General features: G+C 69.4%; 20 protein-coding genes and 1 pseudogene. 3 read left to right on the top strand and 18 right to left on the bottom strand.

The window, feature by feature from the left end; all coding sequences use genetic code 11:
- Positions 1-45 precede the first annotated feature (45 nt).
- The 14 genes and pseudogenes from J5X86_RS44350 to J5X86_RS44285 all read right to left on the bottom strand — a co-directional run bounded on the left by J5X86_RS44350 (position 46) and on the right by J5X86_RS44285 (position 14,027).
- Positions 46-1,194: a mandelate racemase/muconate lactonizing enzyme family protein gene (locus J5X86_RS44350; protein ID WP_208522288.1), complete on the bottom strand. Its 1,149-nt coding sequence runs from the start codon at positions 1,192-1,194 to the stop codon at positions 46-48.
- The gene (locus tag J5X86_RS44345; protein ID WP_243983076.1) at positions 1,191-2,414 is read right to left on the bottom strand and encodes an aminotransferase class I/II-fold pyridoxal phosphate-dependent enzyme; all 1,224 of its coding nucleotides are present in this window, start codon (positions 2,412-2,414) and stop codon (positions 1,191-1,193) included. The genes J5X86_RS44350 and J5X86_RS44345 overlap by 4 nt, the downstream gene beginning before the upstream one ends.
- A 47-nt stretch (positions 2,415-2,461) precedes the next feature.
- Positions 2,462-3,154 (bottom strand): GntR family transcriptional regulator, encoded by a 693-nt coding sequence (locus tag J5X86_RS44340; protein WP_308124914.1) that lies wholly within the window; start codon positions 3,152-3,154, stop codon positions 2,462-2,464.
- A 40-nt stretch (positions 3,155-3,194) separates the two neighbouring features.
- Positions 3,195-3,953 (bottom strand): amino acid ABC transporter ATP-binding protein, encoded by a 759-nt coding sequence (locus tag J5X86_RS44335; RefSeq protein WP_208522318.1) that lies wholly within the window; start codon positions 3,951-3,953, stop codon positions 3,195-3,197.
- A gap of 146 nt (positions 3,954-4,099) precedes the next feature.
- Positions 4,100-4,819: an amino acid ABC transporter permease gene (locus J5X86_RS44330; RefSeq protein ID WP_208522285.1), complete on the bottom strand. Its 720-nt coding sequence runs from the start codon at positions 4,817-4,819 to the stop codon at positions 4,100-4,102.
- A complete protein-coding gene (locus tag J5X86_RS44325) occupies positions 4,820-5,671 on the bottom strand; it encodes an ABC transporter substrate-binding protein (protein WP_243983074.1) in 852 nt (283 codons plus the stop codon).
- A 247-nt stretch (positions 5,672-5,918) separates the two neighbouring features.
- Positions 5,919-6,830, bottom strand: a pseudogene (locus J5X86_RS44320) (aminoglycoside phosphotransferase family protein); the annotation flags it as partial.
- 608 nt (positions 6,831-7,438) lie between these two features.
- The gene (locus J5X86_RS44315) at positions 7,439-9,058 is read right to left on the bottom strand and encodes a multicopper oxidase family protein (protein ID WP_208522282.1); all 1,620 of its coding nucleotides are present in this window, start codon (positions 9,056-9,058) and stop codon (positions 7,439-7,441) included.
- Positions 9,059-9,152: 94 nt separating this feature from the next.
- Entirely contained in the window at positions 9,153-9,659 is a 507-nt protein-coding gene (locus tag J5X86_RS44310) for a hypothetical protein (RefSeq protein WP_208522281.1), read from the bottom strand.
- A gap of 521 nt (positions 9,660-10,180) precedes the next feature.
- Complete coding sequence (locus tag J5X86_RS44305) at positions 10,181-10,966, bottom strand: SDR family NAD(P)-dependent oxidoreductase (RefSeq protein WP_208522280.1); 786 nt, start codon at positions 10,964-10,966, stop codon at positions 10,181-10,183.
- Positions 10,967-11,028: 62 nt separating this feature from the next.
- Positions 11,029-11,193: a hypothetical protein gene (locus tag J5X86_RS44300; protein ID WP_208522279.1), complete on the bottom strand. Its 165-nt coding sequence runs from the start codon at positions 11,191-11,193 to the stop codon at positions 11,029-11,031.
- Positions 11,194-11,195: 2 nt separating this feature from the next.
- Complete coding sequence (locus tag J5X86_RS44295; protein WP_243983072.1) at positions 11,196-11,849, bottom strand: TetR/AcrR family transcriptional regulator; 654 nt, start codon at positions 11,847-11,849, stop codon at positions 11,196-11,198.
- A 124-nt stretch (positions 11,850-11,973) separates the two neighbouring features.
- Positions 11,974-13,179 carry a hypothetical protein gene (locus tag J5X86_RS44290; protein ID WP_208522278.1) on the bottom strand — a complete coding sequence of 402 codons (1,206 nt, stop codon included), beginning with the start codon at positions 13,177-13,179 and terminating at the stop codon, positions 11,974-11,976.
- Positions 13,131-14,027 carry a hypothetical protein gene (locus tag J5X86_RS44285; RefSeq protein WP_208522277.1) on the bottom strand — a complete coding sequence of 299 codons (897 nt, stop codon included), beginning with the start codon at positions 14,025-14,027 and terminating at the stop codon, positions 13,131-13,133. Before J5X86_RS44285 ends, J5X86_RS44290 begins: the two co-directional genes overlap by 49 nt.
- A gap of 842 nt (positions 14,028-14,869) precedes the next feature.
- On the opposite strand from J5X86_RS44285, the gene J5X86_RS44280 reads away from it, so the two are divergent.
- The 3 genes from J5X86_RS44280 to J5X86_RS44270 all read left to right on the top strand — a co-directional run bounded on the left by J5X86_RS44280 (position 14,870) and on the right by J5X86_RS44270 (position 16,743).
- Entirely contained in the window at positions 14,870-15,193 is a 324-nt protein-coding gene (locus J5X86_RS44280; protein WP_208522276.1) for an HNH endonuclease, read from the top strand.
- Between the two features lie 69 nt (positions 15,194-15,262).
- Complete coding sequence (locus tag J5X86_RS44275; RefSeq protein WP_308124912.1) at positions 15,263-15,895, top strand: hypothetical protein; 633 nt, start codon at positions 15,263-15,265, stop codon at positions 15,893-15,895.
- Between the two features lie 215 nt (positions 15,896-16,110).
- Positions 16,111-16,743: a DUF2461 family protein gene (locus J5X86_RS44270; RefSeq protein WP_243983070.1), complete on the top strand. Its 633-nt coding sequence runs from the start codon at positions 16,111-16,113 to the stop codon at positions 16,741-16,743.
- 221 nt (positions 16,744-16,964) lie between these two features.
- On the opposite strand, the gene J5X86_RS52230 is transcribed toward J5X86_RS44270, so the two are convergent.
- The 4 genes from J5X86_RS52230 to J5X86_RS44255 all read right to left on the bottom strand — a co-directional run.
- Positions 16,965-17,093, bottom strand: coding sequence for a hypothetical protein (locus J5X86_RS52230; RefSeq protein ID WP_279595765.1), 129 nt, complete (start codon positions 17,091-17,093; stop codon positions 16,965-16,967).
- A gap of 62 nt (positions 17,094-17,155) precedes the next feature.
- Positions 17,156-17,368 (bottom strand): hypothetical protein, encoded by a 213-nt coding sequence (locus tag J5X86_RS44265; protein WP_208522275.1) that lies wholly within the window; start codon positions 17,366-17,368, stop codon positions 17,156-17,158.
- A 259-nt stretch (positions 17,369-17,627) separates the two neighbouring features.
- On the bottom strand, positions 17,628-17,795 hold the full coding sequence (locus J5X86_RS44260; RefSeq protein WP_208522274.1) for a hypothetical protein: 168 nt from the start codon (positions 17,793-17,795) through the stop codon (positions 17,628-17,630).
- Positions 17,796-18,173: 378 nt separating this feature from the next.
- On the bottom strand, positions 18,174-18,455 hold a 282-nt coding region (locus tag J5X86_RS44255), incomplete at its 5' end, for a transposase (RefSeq protein WP_208522273.1).

The raw sequence follows: 18,455 nt of genomic DNA, 5'->3' as shown, positions 1-18,455 counted from the left end.
GGACCTGGCCCGGTGTCCGGGTGCCTGGTGGCCGGGCGGCGGCGGTCACGGCGGCGCCGGTACGGACGCGAGGCGCACGGTGCCCACCGGGGTCAGCGCCTCCGGGTCCAGCGCGACCCGTACCCCCAGGCCCGGGGAATCGGGAAGCCGGACGGTGCCGTGGTGCAGTTCGACGCCGTCGGTGACGTCGCGTTCGACGTTGGCGCAGCCCCAGAGTTCGGCGACCTCGACTCCCAGACCCGCCGCCAGATGCGCGGTCGTGGCGCAGCCCAGGCGCCCGCAGTCCATCTGGCCGAGTCCCACCTCCAGGCCGCGGCGGCGGGCGGCGGCGAGGGCCGCGGCAAGTTGGGCGACGGTACCGGCCTTCTCCAGTTTCAGATGCACACCGTCCGCGGCCCCGAGGTCGGCTACGGCGTGCACCGAGTCCGCGTCGCGCACCGACTCGTCAGCCCAGATGGGCAGCCGTGCCGAAGCCCGCACGGTGGCCATCGCCGTCAAATCGCCCGGTGGGGTGGGCTGTTCGAGCCAGGCCACGCCGAGGTCGGCGAGCCACGCCGTGGCGGCGGTGGCGGTGTCCGGGTCCCAGCCGCCGTTGGCGTCGGCGGCCAGGGCGACTGTACCGTCGCCGGCCGCCCGGTCCACGGCCAGGCGGATCCGGGCCATCCGTTCGCGGTCCAGGTCAGGGTCGCCGCCGACCCTGACCTTGACCCGGCGAAAGCCCGCCTCGGCGGCGACGGCGGCCAGTTCGGCGGCCTGTCGCGGAGTGCCGAAGCCGATGGGGGCGTGGGTGGGCAGCGGGCCCGGTATCCCGCCGCCGGTCGACAGCGTGGCCCAGAGCGGCAGGCCTCGGGAGCGCGCCAGGGCGTCACGCCAGGCGATGTCCAGGAGCGAGGCGGCAGGCGGGCAGGGGGCGGCCAGCGCGGTGGCCAGCGCGGAGGGGTCCCGCCAGGCGGGGTCCGCCGCCTCGGGCAGGGCCGCCAGGGCGGCGACGATCTGGTCGGCGGTACGGTGGGTGGCGTACTCACCGTTGCCCCGGGTCTCGGCCCACCCGGTGTGGCCGTCCGCGAGCCGGACGTGGAGAAAGACCTCCGTCAGTTCGCCGGTGTCGGCGGTGGTGTGACGCAGCCTCTGGCGCAGCGGCAGACCGACGACTCCGTACCACGCGCCGGTCACCGCCGGTGGGCCGCCGCTCATGCCGGGGCCACGGAGCCTACGACCTCGATGACGCGGTCGAGGGCGGCGTCCCAGGCGGCCTCGTCCTGGGCGAAGCACAACCGCATGCGGCCGGTGCCCGCCGGGCCGAACTGATAGCCGGGGTTGACGACCACCCCGGCGTGCTCCTTCAGGGCGAGGGCCACCGCCTGGTCACTCGCGCCGGTCAGGATCTCGGGGAACAGATAGGCCGTTCCATAGGCGGAGTTGACCCGCATCACGGAGGAGGCGTTGATCTTCTTGACGGTGGCGTCGCGCAGCGCCTGGTATTCCACCAGCCGTTCGTCGAGGAAGGCGCCGTCCTCGGCGATCCAGTGCGTGAGCAGGTGCTGGGCGTAGGACGGCGCGCGCAGAGCGGTGCAGGACTGGACGTCCTCCATGGCGTCCACCAGGGCGGTGGGGGCGACCGCGACGCCGAGCCGGTAGCCGGACAGCGATTCGGTCTTGGACGGGCCGAGCAGGGTCACCGTCCGCTCGGCCATGCCGTCGAGGGCGGCGAGGTGGTGGAACTCCTCGCCGTCGTAGACCAGCCTGCAGTACAGCTCGTCCGCGATCACGGCGAAGTCGTGGCGGCGGGCCGCGTCGGCGATCGCGGCGACCGTCTCCGCCCCGTAGATCGCCCCGGTGGGGTTGTTGGGGTGCGAGAAGACCATCAGCCGGGGCTTCTCGGCCGCTGCCTCCTCCAGCGCCTCCAGATCCAGGGTCGGCCGGGTGCGCGGACCGCCCGCGCTCTCGTCCGGCCAGATCATCGGGATCCGCCGCACCCGGGCGCCGAAGTAGCGCAGCATCCGCTCGGTGGACAGATAGTCGGGGTCGGGCAGCAGCACCAGGTCGCCGGGCGAGAGGATGGCGGCGAGCGCGGTGAACAGGGCCCCTTGGGTGCCGGGGGTGAGGATGACGTCGGCGGGTCCGGTGGCGGGTATGCCGAGGACGGTGGAGACGTTCCGGGCGACGGCCTCGCGTACGGCCCGGTCGCCCCGGTAGGGGGTGTACGTCATGCCGCTGCCGCCGGCGGCCTCGATGAAGGCCGGCAGCGCCCAGGTGGGAGGCGGGAAGCGGTGGGTGTCGGCGTAGGTGGCGTCGAGCGGCGTGCCGGGTCCGGGGGCGTTCTCCAGTTCGCGTTCGGCGTCGCGCAGGGACATCCCGAGCTGGCCGGTCATCTCCGGCATGGACAGGCGTTTGATGGCCTCGGGCTCGTTCATCACGGTAGGGGGATCCTCACACTCGTACGGAAAGGGGTGGGGCCGGGTCAGGGCCGGTCGGACAGTGTCGCGGGCTGCCTCTCGAGGGACCCGGTCAACAGGCTCAGCCCGCCCAGGACATGTGCGCGGGTGAGCGTGGCCGACTGCTCGGGGTCGCCGTCCAGGAGGGCGTCGAGAATGTGGGTGTGTTCGTCCACCGAGGTGTGCGCCCGGTCGGAGTCCGCCAGGTAGAGGGCGATGTAACGGTCGCTCTTGGCGCGCAGCTGGTTGAGTGCCGCCATGGAGGCGGGCATGGCCGCGAGGGCGTAGATGGTGTCGTGGAACTGCCGGTCCATGGCCCGCACCTGGGCCATATCGCCCATGGAGGCCGCGACCCGCTGCTGTTCCACCAGGAGGGCGAGTTCGGCGTTCCGGGCATCGCGCTCGCCGGACGCGGCCTGGGCGGCGGCCGCCGCCAGCATGCTCTCCAGGGCGGCGCGCCCGTTGTAGATGTCGCGGGCGTCGGCGAGCGAGACCTCGGCGACGGTCCACTTCTGGTGCGGCCGGTCGACCACCAGGTTCTCGGTGGCCAGCCGCGACAGGGCGTCGCGCAGGGGGCCGCGGCTGATGCCGAGTTCACCGGCCAGCCGCTCCTGGCTGAGCTTCTCGCCCGGTGCGAGCCGGCCGGTCAGGATGTGCTCGCGCAGTTTCTGGTAGGCCCAGTCCTGTTTTCGCAGGTTCCACGGCACGGCGGCGGGCACCCGGGGGATCCGACGCTGAGGGGGGTTTGTCGTCACGGGGTCACTCGCCGAGGATCTGGTCGAAGAACTGGCGGGTGCGGCCGTGCCGGGGTGTGGTGAAGACGGTATCGGCCGGGCCGTCCTCGACGATCCGTCCCTCGGCCATGAACACCACCCGGTCGGCGCTCTGCCGGGCAAAGCCCATCTCGTGGGTGACCACGATGATGGTCATGCCGCTGTCGGCCAGATCGCGCATCACACTGAGCACCTCACGGGTGAATTCCGGGTCGAGCGCTGAGGTGGGCTCGTCGAAGAGCATCAGCTCCGGACGCATCGCCAGGGCCCGTGCGATTGCCACTCGCTGCTGCTGACCGCCGGAGAGTTCGTAGGGGTAGTGGTCGCAGTGCTCCGGCAGGCCTACCCGCTCCAGCAGCGCCCGGGCCTCGGTGTGGGCCTGCCGCTTGGGGGTGTGGCGGGCCTTGACGGGGGCCAGGGCCACGTTCTGTGCTGCGGTGAGATGGGGGAAGAGGTTGAACTGCTGGAAGACCATGCCGATCCGGCCGCCGACCGCGCGCGGTTTGGCTCCGGCCTTCGACAGCAGCTCACCCTGGAAGCCCACGCTGCCGGTCTGGATCGGCTCCAGCCCGGCCAGGCAGCGCAGCATGGTGGACTTGCCCGCCCCGGAGGGGCCCAGCACAGCGACGGTCTGACCGGCCGGGACGGCCAGATCGACCTCGCTGACCACCGCCTTGCCGTGGTAGCTGCGGCCGACGCCCTGCGCCACGAGGACCGTACGGCGCTTGGTGGAGCCGGTTTCCATGGGGCCGGTCGCGGTGGCGCCGCCCGCCGTGGAGCCGGCGACCGGCGTGGGACCCGCGGGCCTGACCGGGACTTTCGCTGTGTTCATGGCATCGTTCATGGCACCGGCCTTTCTGGTTCCGCCAACGGCTCGTGAGAGCACAGTTCTCACCGGGCCGCCGGGTCGACGGCCGCCGTGGTCACAGGAGCGACGGGCGCCTTCGCGCGCCGCCCGGCGGCGCGCCGGGTGACATCGAGGCGCCGCTCGATCTGCCGGACGGCGAGCGTGAACACCGTGGTGAGTACGAGGTAGTGGAGGGCCGCCGCGCCGAGCGACCCGGCGTAGTCGAAATCGGCCGCCGCCTGGCGCTGAGCGGTGAGCATCAGATCCTGGACGCTGACCACGGACGCCAGCGCGGACGTCTTGAGCATCCCGATGAACTGGTTGCCGGTGGGCGGCAGAATCAGCCGGGCCGCCTGCGGCAGCACCACCCAGCGCAGAATCTTCGTCTCGGACAGGCCGAGCATGCGCGCCGCAGTGCGCTGCCCTCGGTCCACACCCAGCAGACCACCCCGCACGATCTCCGCCATATAGGCGACCTCGTTGAGGCTCAGCGCGATCACGGCACAGACGAACGGTGAGAAGTTCAGCCCCCACAGCGGCAGCACATTGAAGATGAAGATCAGCTGGAGCAGTACGGGCGTACCGCGGAAGAGCCAGATGTAGCCGTCCGCGAGCCAGCGCAGCGGGGCCAGCGGTCCGCCCTTGACCAGGGCCAGGAGTACGCCCCCGGCGACCCCGAGCGCCATCGACAGCACGGTCAGCTCGAAGGTCAGCAGCGAGGCGTTGAAGAAGTCGCTGGACAACGCCTTGTCGAGGAAGGTCATTTACGAGCCCCCGGCAGCGCTCGGCGAGGCCGGGGAGGACGAGCCTCCGGACCCGGAGAAGTAGTCCGACTCCTTCGGCAGCCGGTACGTGGACAGCAGCGAGCGGTAGTCGCCGGACTTCACCCATCTGGCCAGCGCCTTCTTGATGGCGGAGGCGGTGGCCGTATCGCCCTTGCGGACCGCTATGCCGATCTTCGTCTCGTTCTTGAAGGTGGCGGCCAGGGAGAACGCGCCCTTGGTCTTGCCGAGGATGGCCGCGGCACCGGGGGTGGAGGTATCGAAGGCGTCGGCCCTGCCGGAGCGGACGGCCAGCATGGCGTCCTGGTTGTTCGGCAGGGTCATGATCTTCATCGCGCCGAGGCCCTGCTTCTTCAACGCGCTGTTGTACTGCTCCATATAAGTCTCGCCGATGGCACCGCGGGTGACGGCAACGGTCTTCCCGGACAGATCCCCGGGAATCCGGGTGATCTTCTTCGGGTTGCCCGGCCGCGTCAGCAGCGCCTCGCCGATGACCAGGTACGGAACGAAGTCGACCTTCTTGGCCCGCTCGGGCGTGATGTACATGGCCGAATTGATGATGTCGGTCCGCTTACCGGACAGCGCCGGGATGAGGCCGTCGAAGTCCATGTCCATCGGCTTCGGCCGCAGCCCCATGGACTGCGACAGGGCCTTGACCATGTCGATGTCGAAGCCTTCGAGATCACCGCCCACCGCTTTGGACTCGAAGGGCGGGAAGGTCGCCGCGGTGCCGTAGGTCAGGGTGCCGGATGAGACGAGGTTCTTCGGTGGGGCGACGACGGCGTTCGGTGCGCCCGCCGTCTTGGATCCGCCGCAGGCTGACAACGCGGCCATGACGACGGCCGTACAAGCGGCCGCCATTCGTCGGTATCGAGGTCTCATGGGGCTCCCTAACTGGCGTTCTCCTAGGTCAGGAGGTTCTGTCAACAGTTGCCAATTACCTTCGCCCGCACCCGTGTCCCAGCAATTGCTGGTCGGTTAAAAGCCGGTTTCCCGGCGCGCACGGTCAGCCGCGAGGCACCGGACGAGCCTCCGTGGCGGCCGGATCCGGGGTTGCACTCGCCAGTGCGCCCCGGTTCGACAGCGACTCCGCAATGGCGACGGAGGACGGGGCGAGGGCGGTCGCACCGCCCTCGATGTCCCACAGCTCGTTCTGCAGCAGCCGCCCCAGCGTCCAGCCAGTCGCACGTGCACGGTCCAGGCCGAGGACCTCAGTGAGCAGGTCGAAGCGGCGCCGCACTATGCGCAGAGTGTCGCCCTTCGCGACGACGTCCTCCCACCGGCTGTCCAGGGCGGGCCACAAGTCGAATCCTGGATCCCCGGACAGCGGCTCGGGATCGATGCCGAGCCACGGCTCGCGTTCCGCGGCGAGCACGTTGTCGTAGTGCAGATCCCAATGCAGCATGCGGTCGCCGGGTTCGCCGACCAGTTCGGCCACGGCCGACGCCCAGCCCCGCAGGAGTTGCTGGTCGGCCGGGTCAGCCAGAGCCATGACCGTGCGCGGAACCTGCTCCAGCATCTCGGTGGCGATGTCGCCGAGGCTCCTCAGCCCCTGCGGCGCGGGGAGACGGACCAGCCGCGCCTGAAGCTCTGCAAGGATGCCCATCGCAACGTCGTCGTCCTCGATCGAGGTCAGCGTGCGGGCACCGTCCAGCCGTTCCAGGAGCATGGTGCTGCTCTCGGGATCGTGGTCGAGCAGCCGCACCATCCCCTCGCCGTCCCAGGTGCGCAGCCCGGTGAGCGCGGCGATGGTCTCCTCCCTGGGCATCTGAAGTTTGAGGACCGCGCGCGTGCCGTCCTTACGCAGCACCGGCAGCACCAGCGAGGCTTCTCCTGCTCCGGCCGCGCCGTCCCGTTTCAGCTCCCAGCGGTCCAGCAGTTCAGCAGCGAGAGCCGGCAGTGCGGAGTTCCAGGCCATCCCTTCCTCGCCGAAGCTTCTGGCGTACGACGCGGCCAGGGGTTGTGGGACCTCGACCAGCTTCGACGTGCTCATGTCGGATGTCCTTCAAAGGCAGTTGAGTTTCCCGCCGCAACCTACCGGAGAGCAGTGGGCGGGGCCCCGCTCGGTGACACACCCCGCCCGTCCCCACCCGCTGCAACGAGCTGCACTGCACCATCTGGTTCGAGACCCGCCCTCGGCCTGGCCGGACGCGGCGGTCCCCCGCCGTATCCCCCAGATGCTGCGGAACCGACTCGCGCGGTCTGTGCCGCTCACGGAACAGGTCTGAAGGCCGTACGTGCCGCCTCCCGCAAGGCCCGCCGCAGCGTCCACGCCGACGGCGCCCCCCTGATGAGGAACCCTGTGCCCGCACTCACCCCGGACAGCATCCACAACGCCACCGAAACTCTGTCCCGCCTCACCGACTTCCTTCGCGAGGACCCCGAACCAGACGGCTAAAACCGAGAAGAAGCACGGTTCCCACGGCGCCGCCATGGCACTCGCCAACCGCATCGTCATTACCCAGACCGCTGAAATCGCCCAGAAGATGCTCCAGACGAACTGACGCCGAACTGCCGGGGGCCAGTCGCCTGCCACGGCGTCGGCTCGGGGACGAGTCCGCCCCTTCGCGGGCCCGTCCCTGGGTGGGCAGACGTCTGCGATCAGGACTGGTAGGCCACCAGTGCCATCATCCCCGCCTCGCCGTGGTAGGCGTTGTGGCAGTGCAACAGCCATTGTCCGGGGTTATCCGCGTCGAACACGACGGACACCTTCTTCTTGGGCAGCACGATGGTGGTGTCCTTGCGCGGACCCGTACTGCCGATCTGGTACGTGTGGCCGTGGAGGTGCACGGGGTGCCACATGTCGGTGGTGTTGACGAAGTCCAGCCGCACCCGCTGACCCTCTTCGACACGCAGCGGACTCGCGTCAGGGTTGTCCATGTCGAACCTCGCACCGTTGATGGCCCAGTTGTACTTGCCCATCCCACCGGTCAGCTCGATGCGGTGGACCCGGTCCGCCTTCTTCGACGACAGCCGCACATCGTCTGCGACGCGCAGCTGAGCCGCGCTCGTGATCAGGCCGTCCAGCTCCTTGGGGCGGACGGTCGGGGACGGCTTGCTGCCCGAACCGGTACGGATCAGCGCCATGGCGCTCGCCTTCTTGCCCTCGGCCAGCGCGACCAGGGGGAAGACACCGTCCTTGAGGGTGACCAGGACGTCGTAGCGCTCTCCCATGCCGATCAGCAGCGCGTCAGTCTGACGGTGCTCGACGGGGTACCCGTCGGTGTGGGTGATGGTCGGCTTGTGGCCGCCCAGCGCCACCCGGTACGCGGTGTCCGAGCCCGCGTTGATGATCCGCAGCCGCACTCGCTTGCCCGGCTTGCCGGTGTAGACGTCCGGGTCCTGCGGGACCCTGCCGTTGACCAGGTGGTACGGGTACTTCACATCCCCCGCATCGCCACCGAGGAGCCTGCTGTCGGCACCCATGAGCATGAACTTCATCGACATGCCGTCAGCGGAGTCCGAAGGGGATGGCGACGGACTCGTGTCCATGCCGCCCATATCGTGGCCACCCGAGCTTTCAGAGCTGGGGCTGCTGCCGCCCATACCGCTCATACCGCCGTGGTCCATCCCGCCCATGCCCTGCTTGAGCTCCGCGAATGCCTCGTCCGGGGTGCCGGTGACGCCATCGAGCCAGTCGTCGAGGACAACGACCCACTCATCGTCGTAGGACAACGGTTCCTTTGGGTCCTCGACGATCAGCGGGGCGTGCAGGCCGCGGTCGAGCTGGACGCCGACGTGGGGGTGGAAGAAGTACGTGCCCGGTGCGTCGGCGATGAAGCGGTAGGTGAAGGTCGATCCGGCGCGGACCGCTTGTTGGGTGGCCGGAGGGACGCCGTCCATGTCGTTGCGCAGGGCAAGGCCGTGCCAGTGAATGGATGTGGTGGTCCTGCCCGGCAGCTGGTTGTTCAGCTCGGCGGCCAAAATGTCCCCGGCCGTGAGTCGGATCTCCTTACCCGGGGCCTGCCCGTCGAAGGCCCAGGTCCTCGCCATGACGCCGCCGCCCAGGTCGAGCCTGACGGGTGTGGCAGTCAGGCTTCGCTTCATCACCTTGCCGACGGACGGGCGCTTCTTCTCCACGCGAGCGACCGCGGAGCCGGAGGGACTGACCAGACCGGGGGTGCCGCCGGAGCCGGAGGCGTTGTTGCAGGCGGCGAGCGCACCAGCGCCGGCCGCTCCCAGTCCGGCCAGCAGAATGGATCGGCGATTGATGCTGTTCACAGTAGTGGTGTCCTTGTCTCGATATGCCATTCAGGTCACATGCGGACATGGCTCCTCGCCCCGTCGCCGGGGCATGGATGCCATGGGGCGCGGCCTAAATGCGCAAACGAGAAAGGACGGAAAGCAGGTCGGGCGGTGCCCGCTCCGCCGTGCCGGAGGAACCGCGCTCGGAGACGACTGCGTCCGGGGCGGCGTCGCGTTCGGCGTACGACATCGCAGGCGGCGCCGTGAGCTTCAGCGTGTCGACACTGAAGGCGGAACAGTGTTCGACGCCCGCACCGCCGCACGCCATCTTCCCGTACCCGTACATGACCGGATCGGCCTGGAGTACCGGCCGCGTGGCCACAGAGCCCGCCGGAGCGTCGGGGGCGGCTGGTGCGGCGCCCTTGTGGGCCCCGTGCTCGGCGGAGTCCATGGGCATAGCCATGGCGGCCATCGCGCGCGAAGCATCCGGCGAAGTAGAGGTCATCACCGAGATCGCCTGATGGTGCACCAGAACGGCGATCACCAAGAACAGGGCGATGGCGACAGCACGAGCCCAGCGGACGGCACCACTATGGGTGCGGGTCAACCGGACTTTCCGCACGGTCATCGCTTCCACCCACGCTCCCTGCCAGGGGACCGCCAATATACCCGCGGGGGGTAGGAAACCGCACACCCCCCTTCGGCCGGATGTGGGCGCGCAGCCCGCCGCGTAGGAGCATCCCCCGCAGTAGCTGGATGTGGCAGTGCCCCGAGGGCGCCAGCCATAGGGCCGCGGAATCAGTCGTGAGCGACGAGCGCGACCGGACACACCGCATGGTGAAGCAGCTGCTACCACTCCACCAGCGCCGATAGCTGCGCCAACGACCCCTGCCGCTGCCGCGACAATGCCAAGCAAGGTCTCACTTTGCAGGGCCCCGGCGGAGCGTGTCGCGCTCAGCAGGATTCGGACCTGCTCGGCGTGGCCACTCGACCAGCCGCCGAACGCCAAAGAAGTACCGCGCGCACCAGGACGAACGCGCCGACGATGACCCCCACGCCGACATAGTGGAAGCGGTCCCCCGGCCGAGCCGCTGCCGCCGGTCCGCCACCACGCCTGCCGCGGAGACCACGGCGGGCGGGTGGCCTCTCCACTCCGGCTCAGCGGGCGGTGTAGGCGCCGTCGACCAGGTGGTAGCTGCCGTGGATGAAGGACGCGCGATCGGAGAGGAGAAAGGCGACCAGGTCGGCGACTTCCTCGGGGCGGCCCAGCCGGCCGGTCGCGTGCAGCGCGGTGAGGCCGGCGTAGGCGTCCTGGTCCATGGCCTTCAGCGCCGGTGTCTCGATGAAGCCGGGGCCGACCGCGTTGACGCGGACGCCCTTGTCGGCGTACTCCAGCGCGGCGGACTTGGTCAGTCCGACGACACCGTGCTTGGCGGCGACGTAGGCGGAGGAGCCCGCCCAGCCGACCGAGCCGAGGATGGACGCGACGTTGACGATGGCGCCGGCCCCGGCGGCCAGCATGGCGGGGATCTCGTAACGCATCGAGTAGAAGACGCCGTCCAGATCGGTGCGGACGACCCGGTTCCAGACTTCGATGTCGTGCTCGCCGACGGGCATGCCGTCGGCGCCTATGCCCGCGTTGTTCACCGCCAGGTGCAGGGCGCCGAAAGTGTCGACAGCAAACCGCACGGCGGCCTCGACCGAGGTGTGGTCGGCTACGTCCACGCGCACCGCGGCGGCCGTGAGGCCTTCCGCCTCCATCCGCTCGACGGCCTTCTCGGCGCCTTCCAGGTTGTAGTCGGCGATGACGAGGCGGGCGCCGCCGTAGCCCAGCCGGTGGGCGATGGCGAGGCCGATGCCCGAGGCGGAGCCGGTGACGAGTGCGGTCTTGCCGGCGAACTCGGTGGCGTACTCGGCGGGTTCTGTGGTGCTCACGGTACTCACTTTCTTCGGGATGAAGCCGGGGAGGATCAGCCGTTGGGCACGATCACGGCGCGGCCGTCGATCTATCCGGCGGGCAGCCGCTCGTGGGGCGAGCGGTGCCTCGTCGAGGGGAAGGGCTCGGTGTGGGCGGAGAGGACATCCGCCCTGGCCAGGCCGAGCACCTCGATGAACTCGGCACGGCTGCCCCGCAAGGAGCCCAGACGGCGGACACGGCCGTTGCCGGACACGATCAGCCCCGGCCAGAGCCGATCTGATCGGTGAGCGCGTCGTAGGCCCGGTCCACCCATCCGGTGAGGCCCCCGGCGTCCCGGTGCTCCTCGCGCGCCCAGCCGCACAGGGCCGCGGTGAGCATCCCCGCAGCGGCCCCCACGACGACGGCCGGGAGCAGGTCCCGTGCGGGGTCCGTGCCGAGCCGGTCGGCGATGATCGCCACGGACTCGCCCTGTGCGTCGACCCGGATCCGCTCGTACGCGGCGAACAGCGCCGGCTCGGTGTCCACGAGCCGGAGCAGCGCGCGCCACCGCTCGGCGGCAGCCGGGCCCAACGCCTCACGGGCGGTGAGCCACTCCCCGACCGCATTGCGGTAGGCGAGCAATGGCGGCTCGTCGGCCGGACGGGCGCGCAGGGCGGCGTTGATACGGACGCCGTCGGCGCGGGTGGCGTCCAGGGCCGCGTCCTCCTTGCCGTTGAAGTGGCGGCTGAAAGTGCGGCGGGTGACGTCGGCACGCTCGGCGATCTCCTCGACGGTGACCGCCGTGAGACCACGCTCCAGGATCAAGTCGAGCGCCGCGGCCGCCATCGCCTCCCGGGTCCGTCGGGCCTTTCGCTGCCTGCGGTCCTCCGTCGGGGCCATGCCGCCGTGGTGAAGCGTCGTCGCCGTCATGGCTTCACCATAACCCGCACACGTCCCCATGGGACATATGATTCAGTGAGACTCATGTCTCGCCGGGACATATGTGAAGGGGCCCATGGAACACACATGGTTCCCACACCCCGTGACCAACCGGCTATGAACACCACGCGCTATGCGGCCCGGTCCGCCGGCAGCGACGACAGAACCCGCGCCAATAACGCCCATGGCAACGCGAGCCCGCCTCACCATGCCTTTCTGGAGCGCGCTTCAGCCGCCCCGGGCCGCGGTCGCTCAGCCGTCGGACACCACGGCCCGTCCGTAGGGCACCAGTCGGACCGGCCCGATCAGGCCGTACCGCTGCCGCTTGGCGGCGCCGAACTCCGCGGGGCGGACGGTGCGCAACCGGTTCAGCAGCGTGGTGGCCACCTCGACTTCGATGATGTTCTCGCCGTGCCGCAGCAGGCTCTGGAGGTCCACCACGCCCGTCACCTGGTCCACGGGGCCCAGCGCGGTGCCGTGGACGGTGACCCGGCAGCGCGGTGCCGTGGACGGTGACCCGGCAGGTGTCGAAGACCTCTCCCAGTTCGAGCCGGGCACCGGTGGTTCCGGTCCAGCCACGCCCCAGCCGCACGGTGGTGCGGTAGCGCCCGACGCCGGAGACGTCCTCCAGGCCGGGGATGTCCGGCCACGCCGCGAGGGCGCCCAGGTCCAGCCGGTGGTCCACTGTGACATGGCGGTCGGGCGAGCTGCCCGGCCGCCAGTCCGCCACTCGCAGTGACCACCAGCCCAGGACCAGCGGCGCGGGCAGCTCACCGATCCGCGCGAGGACCTTCCGGCCGTCGCTCAGCATGGTCTCGCGAGCGCCGGGGCGGATGTCCACCACCTCCAGGACACCGTCCGTGAAGCACGCCGCCTCGGCATGGGTGCTGATCGCGTGGACGGGCCCGACGCCGTGGGCGAGCGCGACGAGCGCGGTGGCCTCGGGCACCAGGGTCATCCGCAGCGTGACCCGGCCCCCGTCGCAGCGGTGGACGGCGACCGGCCCGACCTCACCGGTCCAGGCGTCGAGCGCGTACGGGGTGGCCTTCGCCCAGGGCGAGGCGATGGCGACCTCGTGGTCCACCGCCTCGGTCGCCGAGCCGTTGGCGAAGAAGTGGTAGGCCACGTCCCGCGCCGCCCGGTGGGCGTGCAGCAGCGGCGAGCGCGCCGCGTAGGCCACATCGGGCCGGATGCCCAGGTCGCCCAGGGCCGCGGGGATGTCGGGCCGGTCGGCGACGCCCAGCACTCCGGGGACGGCGAGCAGCTGGGCGATCAGGGCGCGCAACGGTGCGCCGTCGCCCTCCCCCGGCAGTCCAGGCACATGCCCTCCGACCAGTCCCCCACCACGATCATCGGCAGGCCGTCCTCGGCCAGTTCAACCAGCCTGCGGGCAGTCTCGAGCTCCAGGGTGCGCTCGCGTCCGATCATGACGTCGCCCTCCAACACCAGGACCTTGAAGGCGGGACGTCCGGCGCCAGCCGCCGGCCCCCGCACCACGGCGCCGGGCAGGCCGAGCGAGCGGGGGCTGAGGAAGGTGTGCGTCCAGCCCAGCGGCACCCCGTCGGACGTGAACCAGGGCGCGCCGAGCCCGGAGCCCGCGTAGCCCTTCTGGCGCAGCACGGCCACGTCGACGCGTGGGTACCGGTCTGCAGCACGCCCTGGATCCGGCCGAGGTACCCGGCCACGTCGGGCACATGACGCCAGGCGGGGGCGCGCGGCCGCCATGCCTCCCCGTAGCCGGGGCCGCCGTGGTACGGGGAGAAGGCCGCGAAGCCGGACCAGGTGGCGCCGGGCGCCGTCGCGTAGCCGAAGCCGTGTATCACGGCCTGGTTGACGCCCGCGCAGTACTGGGTGACCAGTTTGCGCAGCGTGGCGTCCCAGGTGGTGGTGTACGCGCCGCCCACCGTGGCGCCCGCCTCGTTGGAACAGTACCCGCCCGTCGCCCATGTCCCGGCCGTCGGCCAGACAGCGGAAATCGTCGAGGTTCTTGAAACCGAGGGACTCGCCTTCGGGGATGTCCAGGAGCGAGACGCTGTGGATCGCGTCCGTCTCCAGGCCGTACGGCTGAGCGCGCAGGGCGAGGCCCAGCGAGTGGGCCCAGTCGCGCAGCGGCAGCAGGTGGTGTTCCAGATAGAGGTCGGTGGTCACCTGCATGTGGTCGCGGCGCACCGCCTTGTCGGTGGCGGCGCCGACATGAAGACGTACTTCTCGTCCTTCTCGACCACCGCGGCCAGATGGGGCGGTCTATGCGCCGCTCGAACTCCTCCGCCGGGCCGGGGGTCCGCAGCGTGGCATCCGTCTCGATCTCCAGGGAGTCCTCGAAGAGCGCGCCCCGGGCCCGCCGCAGCAGCTCGCGAACCCGGCGGGTGAGGATGCGGCGCTCCCAGAAATCGATGACCGCGCGGGTGTCGGCGGCGCTGAAGTGGTCGACGACGTAGGCGAGCGGGGAGGTGTGGGCGGGACCCTCGGGCCGCTGCCCGGAGCCGCGCTCCCAGTACGAGATCACCGCCCACTGGCCGTCGTCGGGCGCGGTCCACCGGAGTGCCCCGTCCCGGACTCGCACGGTCAGGTCGGTCACCGAATCGCGGTCCAGTGGCAGCGGCGCCGGGGCCGCCGGGGCGCCGCTGCCACTGATCCGGGCCGCCTGCACCCACAGCAGCCGCCGGGCTGCTGTGGATCACGTTGGTCAGTGGAACAGTTGCCGTCGCTGCAGGGCCTGCCGATTTCCCTCAAGGGCCTCTTTCTCGTGTTCTCGAGCGGTCCTTGATGTGTCTGTCACGTATCGCTCTGCCCGGTCCCGGTAGTTGCTGCCCCGGATGGTTCAAACAGGAGGGGCGACGCCCATGCGGCTGCACATCAGATCCACCGTTCTCACGCTCGCTGCCACGGTCGTGACCCTGCCCGGTCCCGTGGCGCCCAGCAGCACCCAATGGGACGGTCACCACCACGCTGCGGGAAGCCATTGACGCACTGCCCGTGGCGAAGGCACCCTCGGCCTGGACATCGACCACATGGTGCCGCTCGCCGAAGCCTGGGACAGCGGCACCTCCACCTGGTCGGCCCAGGAACGCCAGGACTACGCCAACGATGTGGGCGACACCAGGTCTCTGGCCACGGTGAGCGCTCGGGAGAACCGTTCCAAGTCCGATCAGGATCCCAACCAGTGGCTTCCCTCCGATCCGGGAGCACTCTGCCGGTACATCGAGGAATGGACCGTGGCGAAGTCCCGCTGGGGACTCTCAGCGGACCCGGGCGAAGTAACCGCGCTCTCCGATCTCGTAGCTGGCTGCCGCGACACCCGGATCACCTACACACCTGCCCGCTCAAACTCGTAGCCGCGTAGCCGTCGCGCAGAGGTACCATCCACCACCAACATGAAAACGCCCCAGACGAGGGAGCTTGTGGTGGACACCTCTGCCGACAACACCAATCTGAAGTCCCAATACGCGGCACAGATCAATACCGATCTCGAACGCAACTCCGCCGACCACGAACGTCTCACCTCCGAGATCACGGCACTACAGCAGCAGCTGTTGGTGCTGGAAAACAACCGAACGCTGCTGCTCGGCATGCGACAGAGCCTTGGCGACGAAGCCTCCGGTGACGTTCCGGAGAACACCGGCGTCAGCGGCTCCGAGAATGGTGCATCCGCTGCACGGAAGTCCGCGGACCGGCCGGCGACACGTAAGCCGACGAAGAAGACCGACACAGCCAACGGCAGGCGGAAGGGGACGGAGTCGGGCGGGAACCGCACCAAGCGGGTGCGAGCAGCGGGTGCGCCCACCCTCCGGGACCTCATCCACGGTGACCTCACCCAGCACCGTGAACCGCGCTCCGCAGCCGAGATCACCTCCGCCCTCACCCAGGCCCTTCCGGACCGCGAGATCAAGGCCACGGTCGTGCGCAGCACTCTCGAGTCACTCGTCGCCAAGGGCGAAGCTCACCGCACCAAGCAGCAGAGGTCCGTCTTGTACTCGGCTGCCAACCCGGCCGCGGCCGCTGGTACGGCTGAGCCCAGCACGGCCTCTCCTTCCTGAGAGTTGCAGGCCGACCGCGCAGGGCTCGAGAAGCCCCCGGCCTCGATGGGGACTTGTGAGGGAGTGGCACGCGTAGAGCTTGGTGGGCGCCTTCTCCCGCACTGCCCTGCCGCTGATCCGCCGCAACACCCCTCACACGTGTGGAGCTGCTCCTCCTGGCCCGCCGCCACGTCCTTGTACGGATCGTGGGTGGGTTGGTGGGTTATGGTGCCCGCATGAGCGGACGGTTCACCGGCTGGCCGGAACGAGCCATCGACGTGTTGCTGCACCTGCAGGGCGAGCCATCACACGCGGTGCGCGAGCAGTACCGCGCGGATCGCGAACGTCTCGTCCGGCAGCCGATGATCGCGCTGCTCAATGATGTGGCAGACGTAGATCCCCGGTACGAGGACTTCTCTGTCTGGCACTACCGCACCAACTCCTGGTGGTGGCAACATCAAGGCGCGGTGATCCGGCTCGGCCACAAGATCGAGATCAGTCTGCGGTTCGACCTGGACGGCCTGCGGATCCAAGGCGCTTGGTGGTATCCCGCCCCTGGCCAGGTCACCATGTTCTGCAAGGCCGTCGCCGCCGAGGGAAGCGGCCACGAACTCTCGGCCATCATCAATGACTTGAGGGCAAAGGGCTACGACATCTCCGGGGACGTGATGAAGCGCCCCCCACGGGGCTATCCGTCCGATCACTCCCGCACGGACCTGCTGCGCCACCGCTCACTGATCGCTGCCCAACCCCTCGGCTGCGACGACTGGCTCCACACTCCTGAAGCTGTCAGCAAAGTCCTCGCGGCCGCCGAGGACCTCGACGCCATGCTCACGTGGCTGGTCCGCTACGTGAACAGCTCTCCCTGACTCAAGCAGAACCAACGTCGACACACACCGTCCGGGAAACTGCCACACGTCGCTGACAGGAGAGGGACGCGTACGGGACCCTTTCTCCCCAGGCCGTCGCCAAGCTCAGACACCTGCTGGCGCAGTCGGCATACAGGGCGCGCTGAGCGCGGCCCGACGCAGCGCTGGCGTGAACGGCGTCGGGTCCCGTCGCTGTCTGTCCTCCCCTCCCTGTGTCGCCATCATCTGGGCCTGGCCGTGGCGATGAAGAGCCGGGTGCCGATGACGGCGTTGGGATCAGGACTGCGGAGGATGTCGATGTGCTCGATATCGAAGCCGTACGTGTAGCGGAAGCTCGGCCGGCTGCTCATGCCCACGGCGCTGATGCGCCTGCCCGGGGTACACCCATGACGGTCATACGACCTTCCTGTGGTCAACGGAAGAGCCGCGAAGCGGGAGCCAAAAGGGCCCCGACGGCCACCATGCCCGCGAGCAGCGGCACCGGTAGGTGGCCGCCTGGCGTGTACTTCAGGTGGCTGAGGTTGAATCCGGCTCCGACCAACCAGAGCAGACTGCCGACTATGATCAGCAGGTAGTTGTCCCTTTCGCCGAGTATGCGCATGCCTGCCCACGGCAGCAGCGGCATGACGAGTAAGATCCCCACGAATGTGACCAGGTGGATTTCATCGCTTATCCATGAGTCGTCGGAGTTTGCGCGTTTCTGGGCCCGTGCGGTGGCCTAACCGGCGCTGAGGATGAGGTGGCATACGAGTACCGCCACAGCTGTGACTGCCGCTCCCTTGAGGGGCTGTACCGCTCGGGACATGTTTCATTCCACACTTTCCAGAGGCTGTGGGGTCCTGCGTACCGTACGCAGGACCCCACGGTTTCCACACGATGAGGTGTTACTCGTCCTTGAGTGTCTTCTCAAGGGAGTCGGCGTACAGACGCGCACCCGCGGGCTTGGGGTGGAACGACTGTATGGACGGCTTCGGCAGGTCGTTGTCCGCCTGTGCCTGGCCGGAGATCACGACGCCATGCACCGATTCCGGATCGCCGCAGACGCTCTTCATCCGGTCCGCCCGATGATCAAAACGAAACTGCCTAAGCCTGGTTCGCCGTGACACCTGTCGCCTGGTCAGGAGCCGGCCGAGCGAATAGCGTCTCTTCATGCGAGAGTAAGGCCCTCGTCGGTGACCGCGCCCCAGTTGGCACACACCGTCCGCGAGCTTGGCGCGCTCGAGGACCCACTGGGCATCTCGGCGGCAGACGCCGCTGGCTCCGCCACCTTTGCCAGGCAGCCATGGCAGAGGTCGGCGCCGAAGGTGGGAGGCACGGACTCAGGACTGGTGAGCTACTGCTGCCCTTTGCGAATGAGCGAGGAGACACGTAGTGCGTGGGCCAAGCCTACGGCCAACTCTCCTCGCAACTCGCCAGACTTACACCGTGTCCTACATGGTCAGTTTGAGGAGGCGTTTGTAGCAGCAGAGGGCGGCGGCGAGGCCGAGGAAGGCAAGGTAGTTGCGTGGGTGACGCTCGTAACGGGGTGACAGCCGACGGTAGCCGGTGAGCCAGGAGATCGTGCGCTCGATCACCCACCTTCGGCGGCCCAGTCGCTCGCTTGAGTCGATTCCTTTGCGGGCGATGCGGACGCCGATGTGTCGGCTGTGCAGCCATTGTCGCAGGTCAGGAAGATCGTAAGCCTTGTCGGCGTGCAGCCGTTGGAGCTTGGA

Origin of the sequence: Streptomyces sp. NEAU-YJ-81 (assembly GCF_017592595.1) — a bacterium.
Classification (GTDB): Bacteria; Actinomycetota; Actinomycetes; order Streptomycetales; family Streptomycetaceae; genus Streptomyces; species Streptomyces hygroscopicus_B.
Note: the sequence above shows the minus strand (reverse complement) of the source record. Positions and strands in the feature narration are given on the sequence as shown.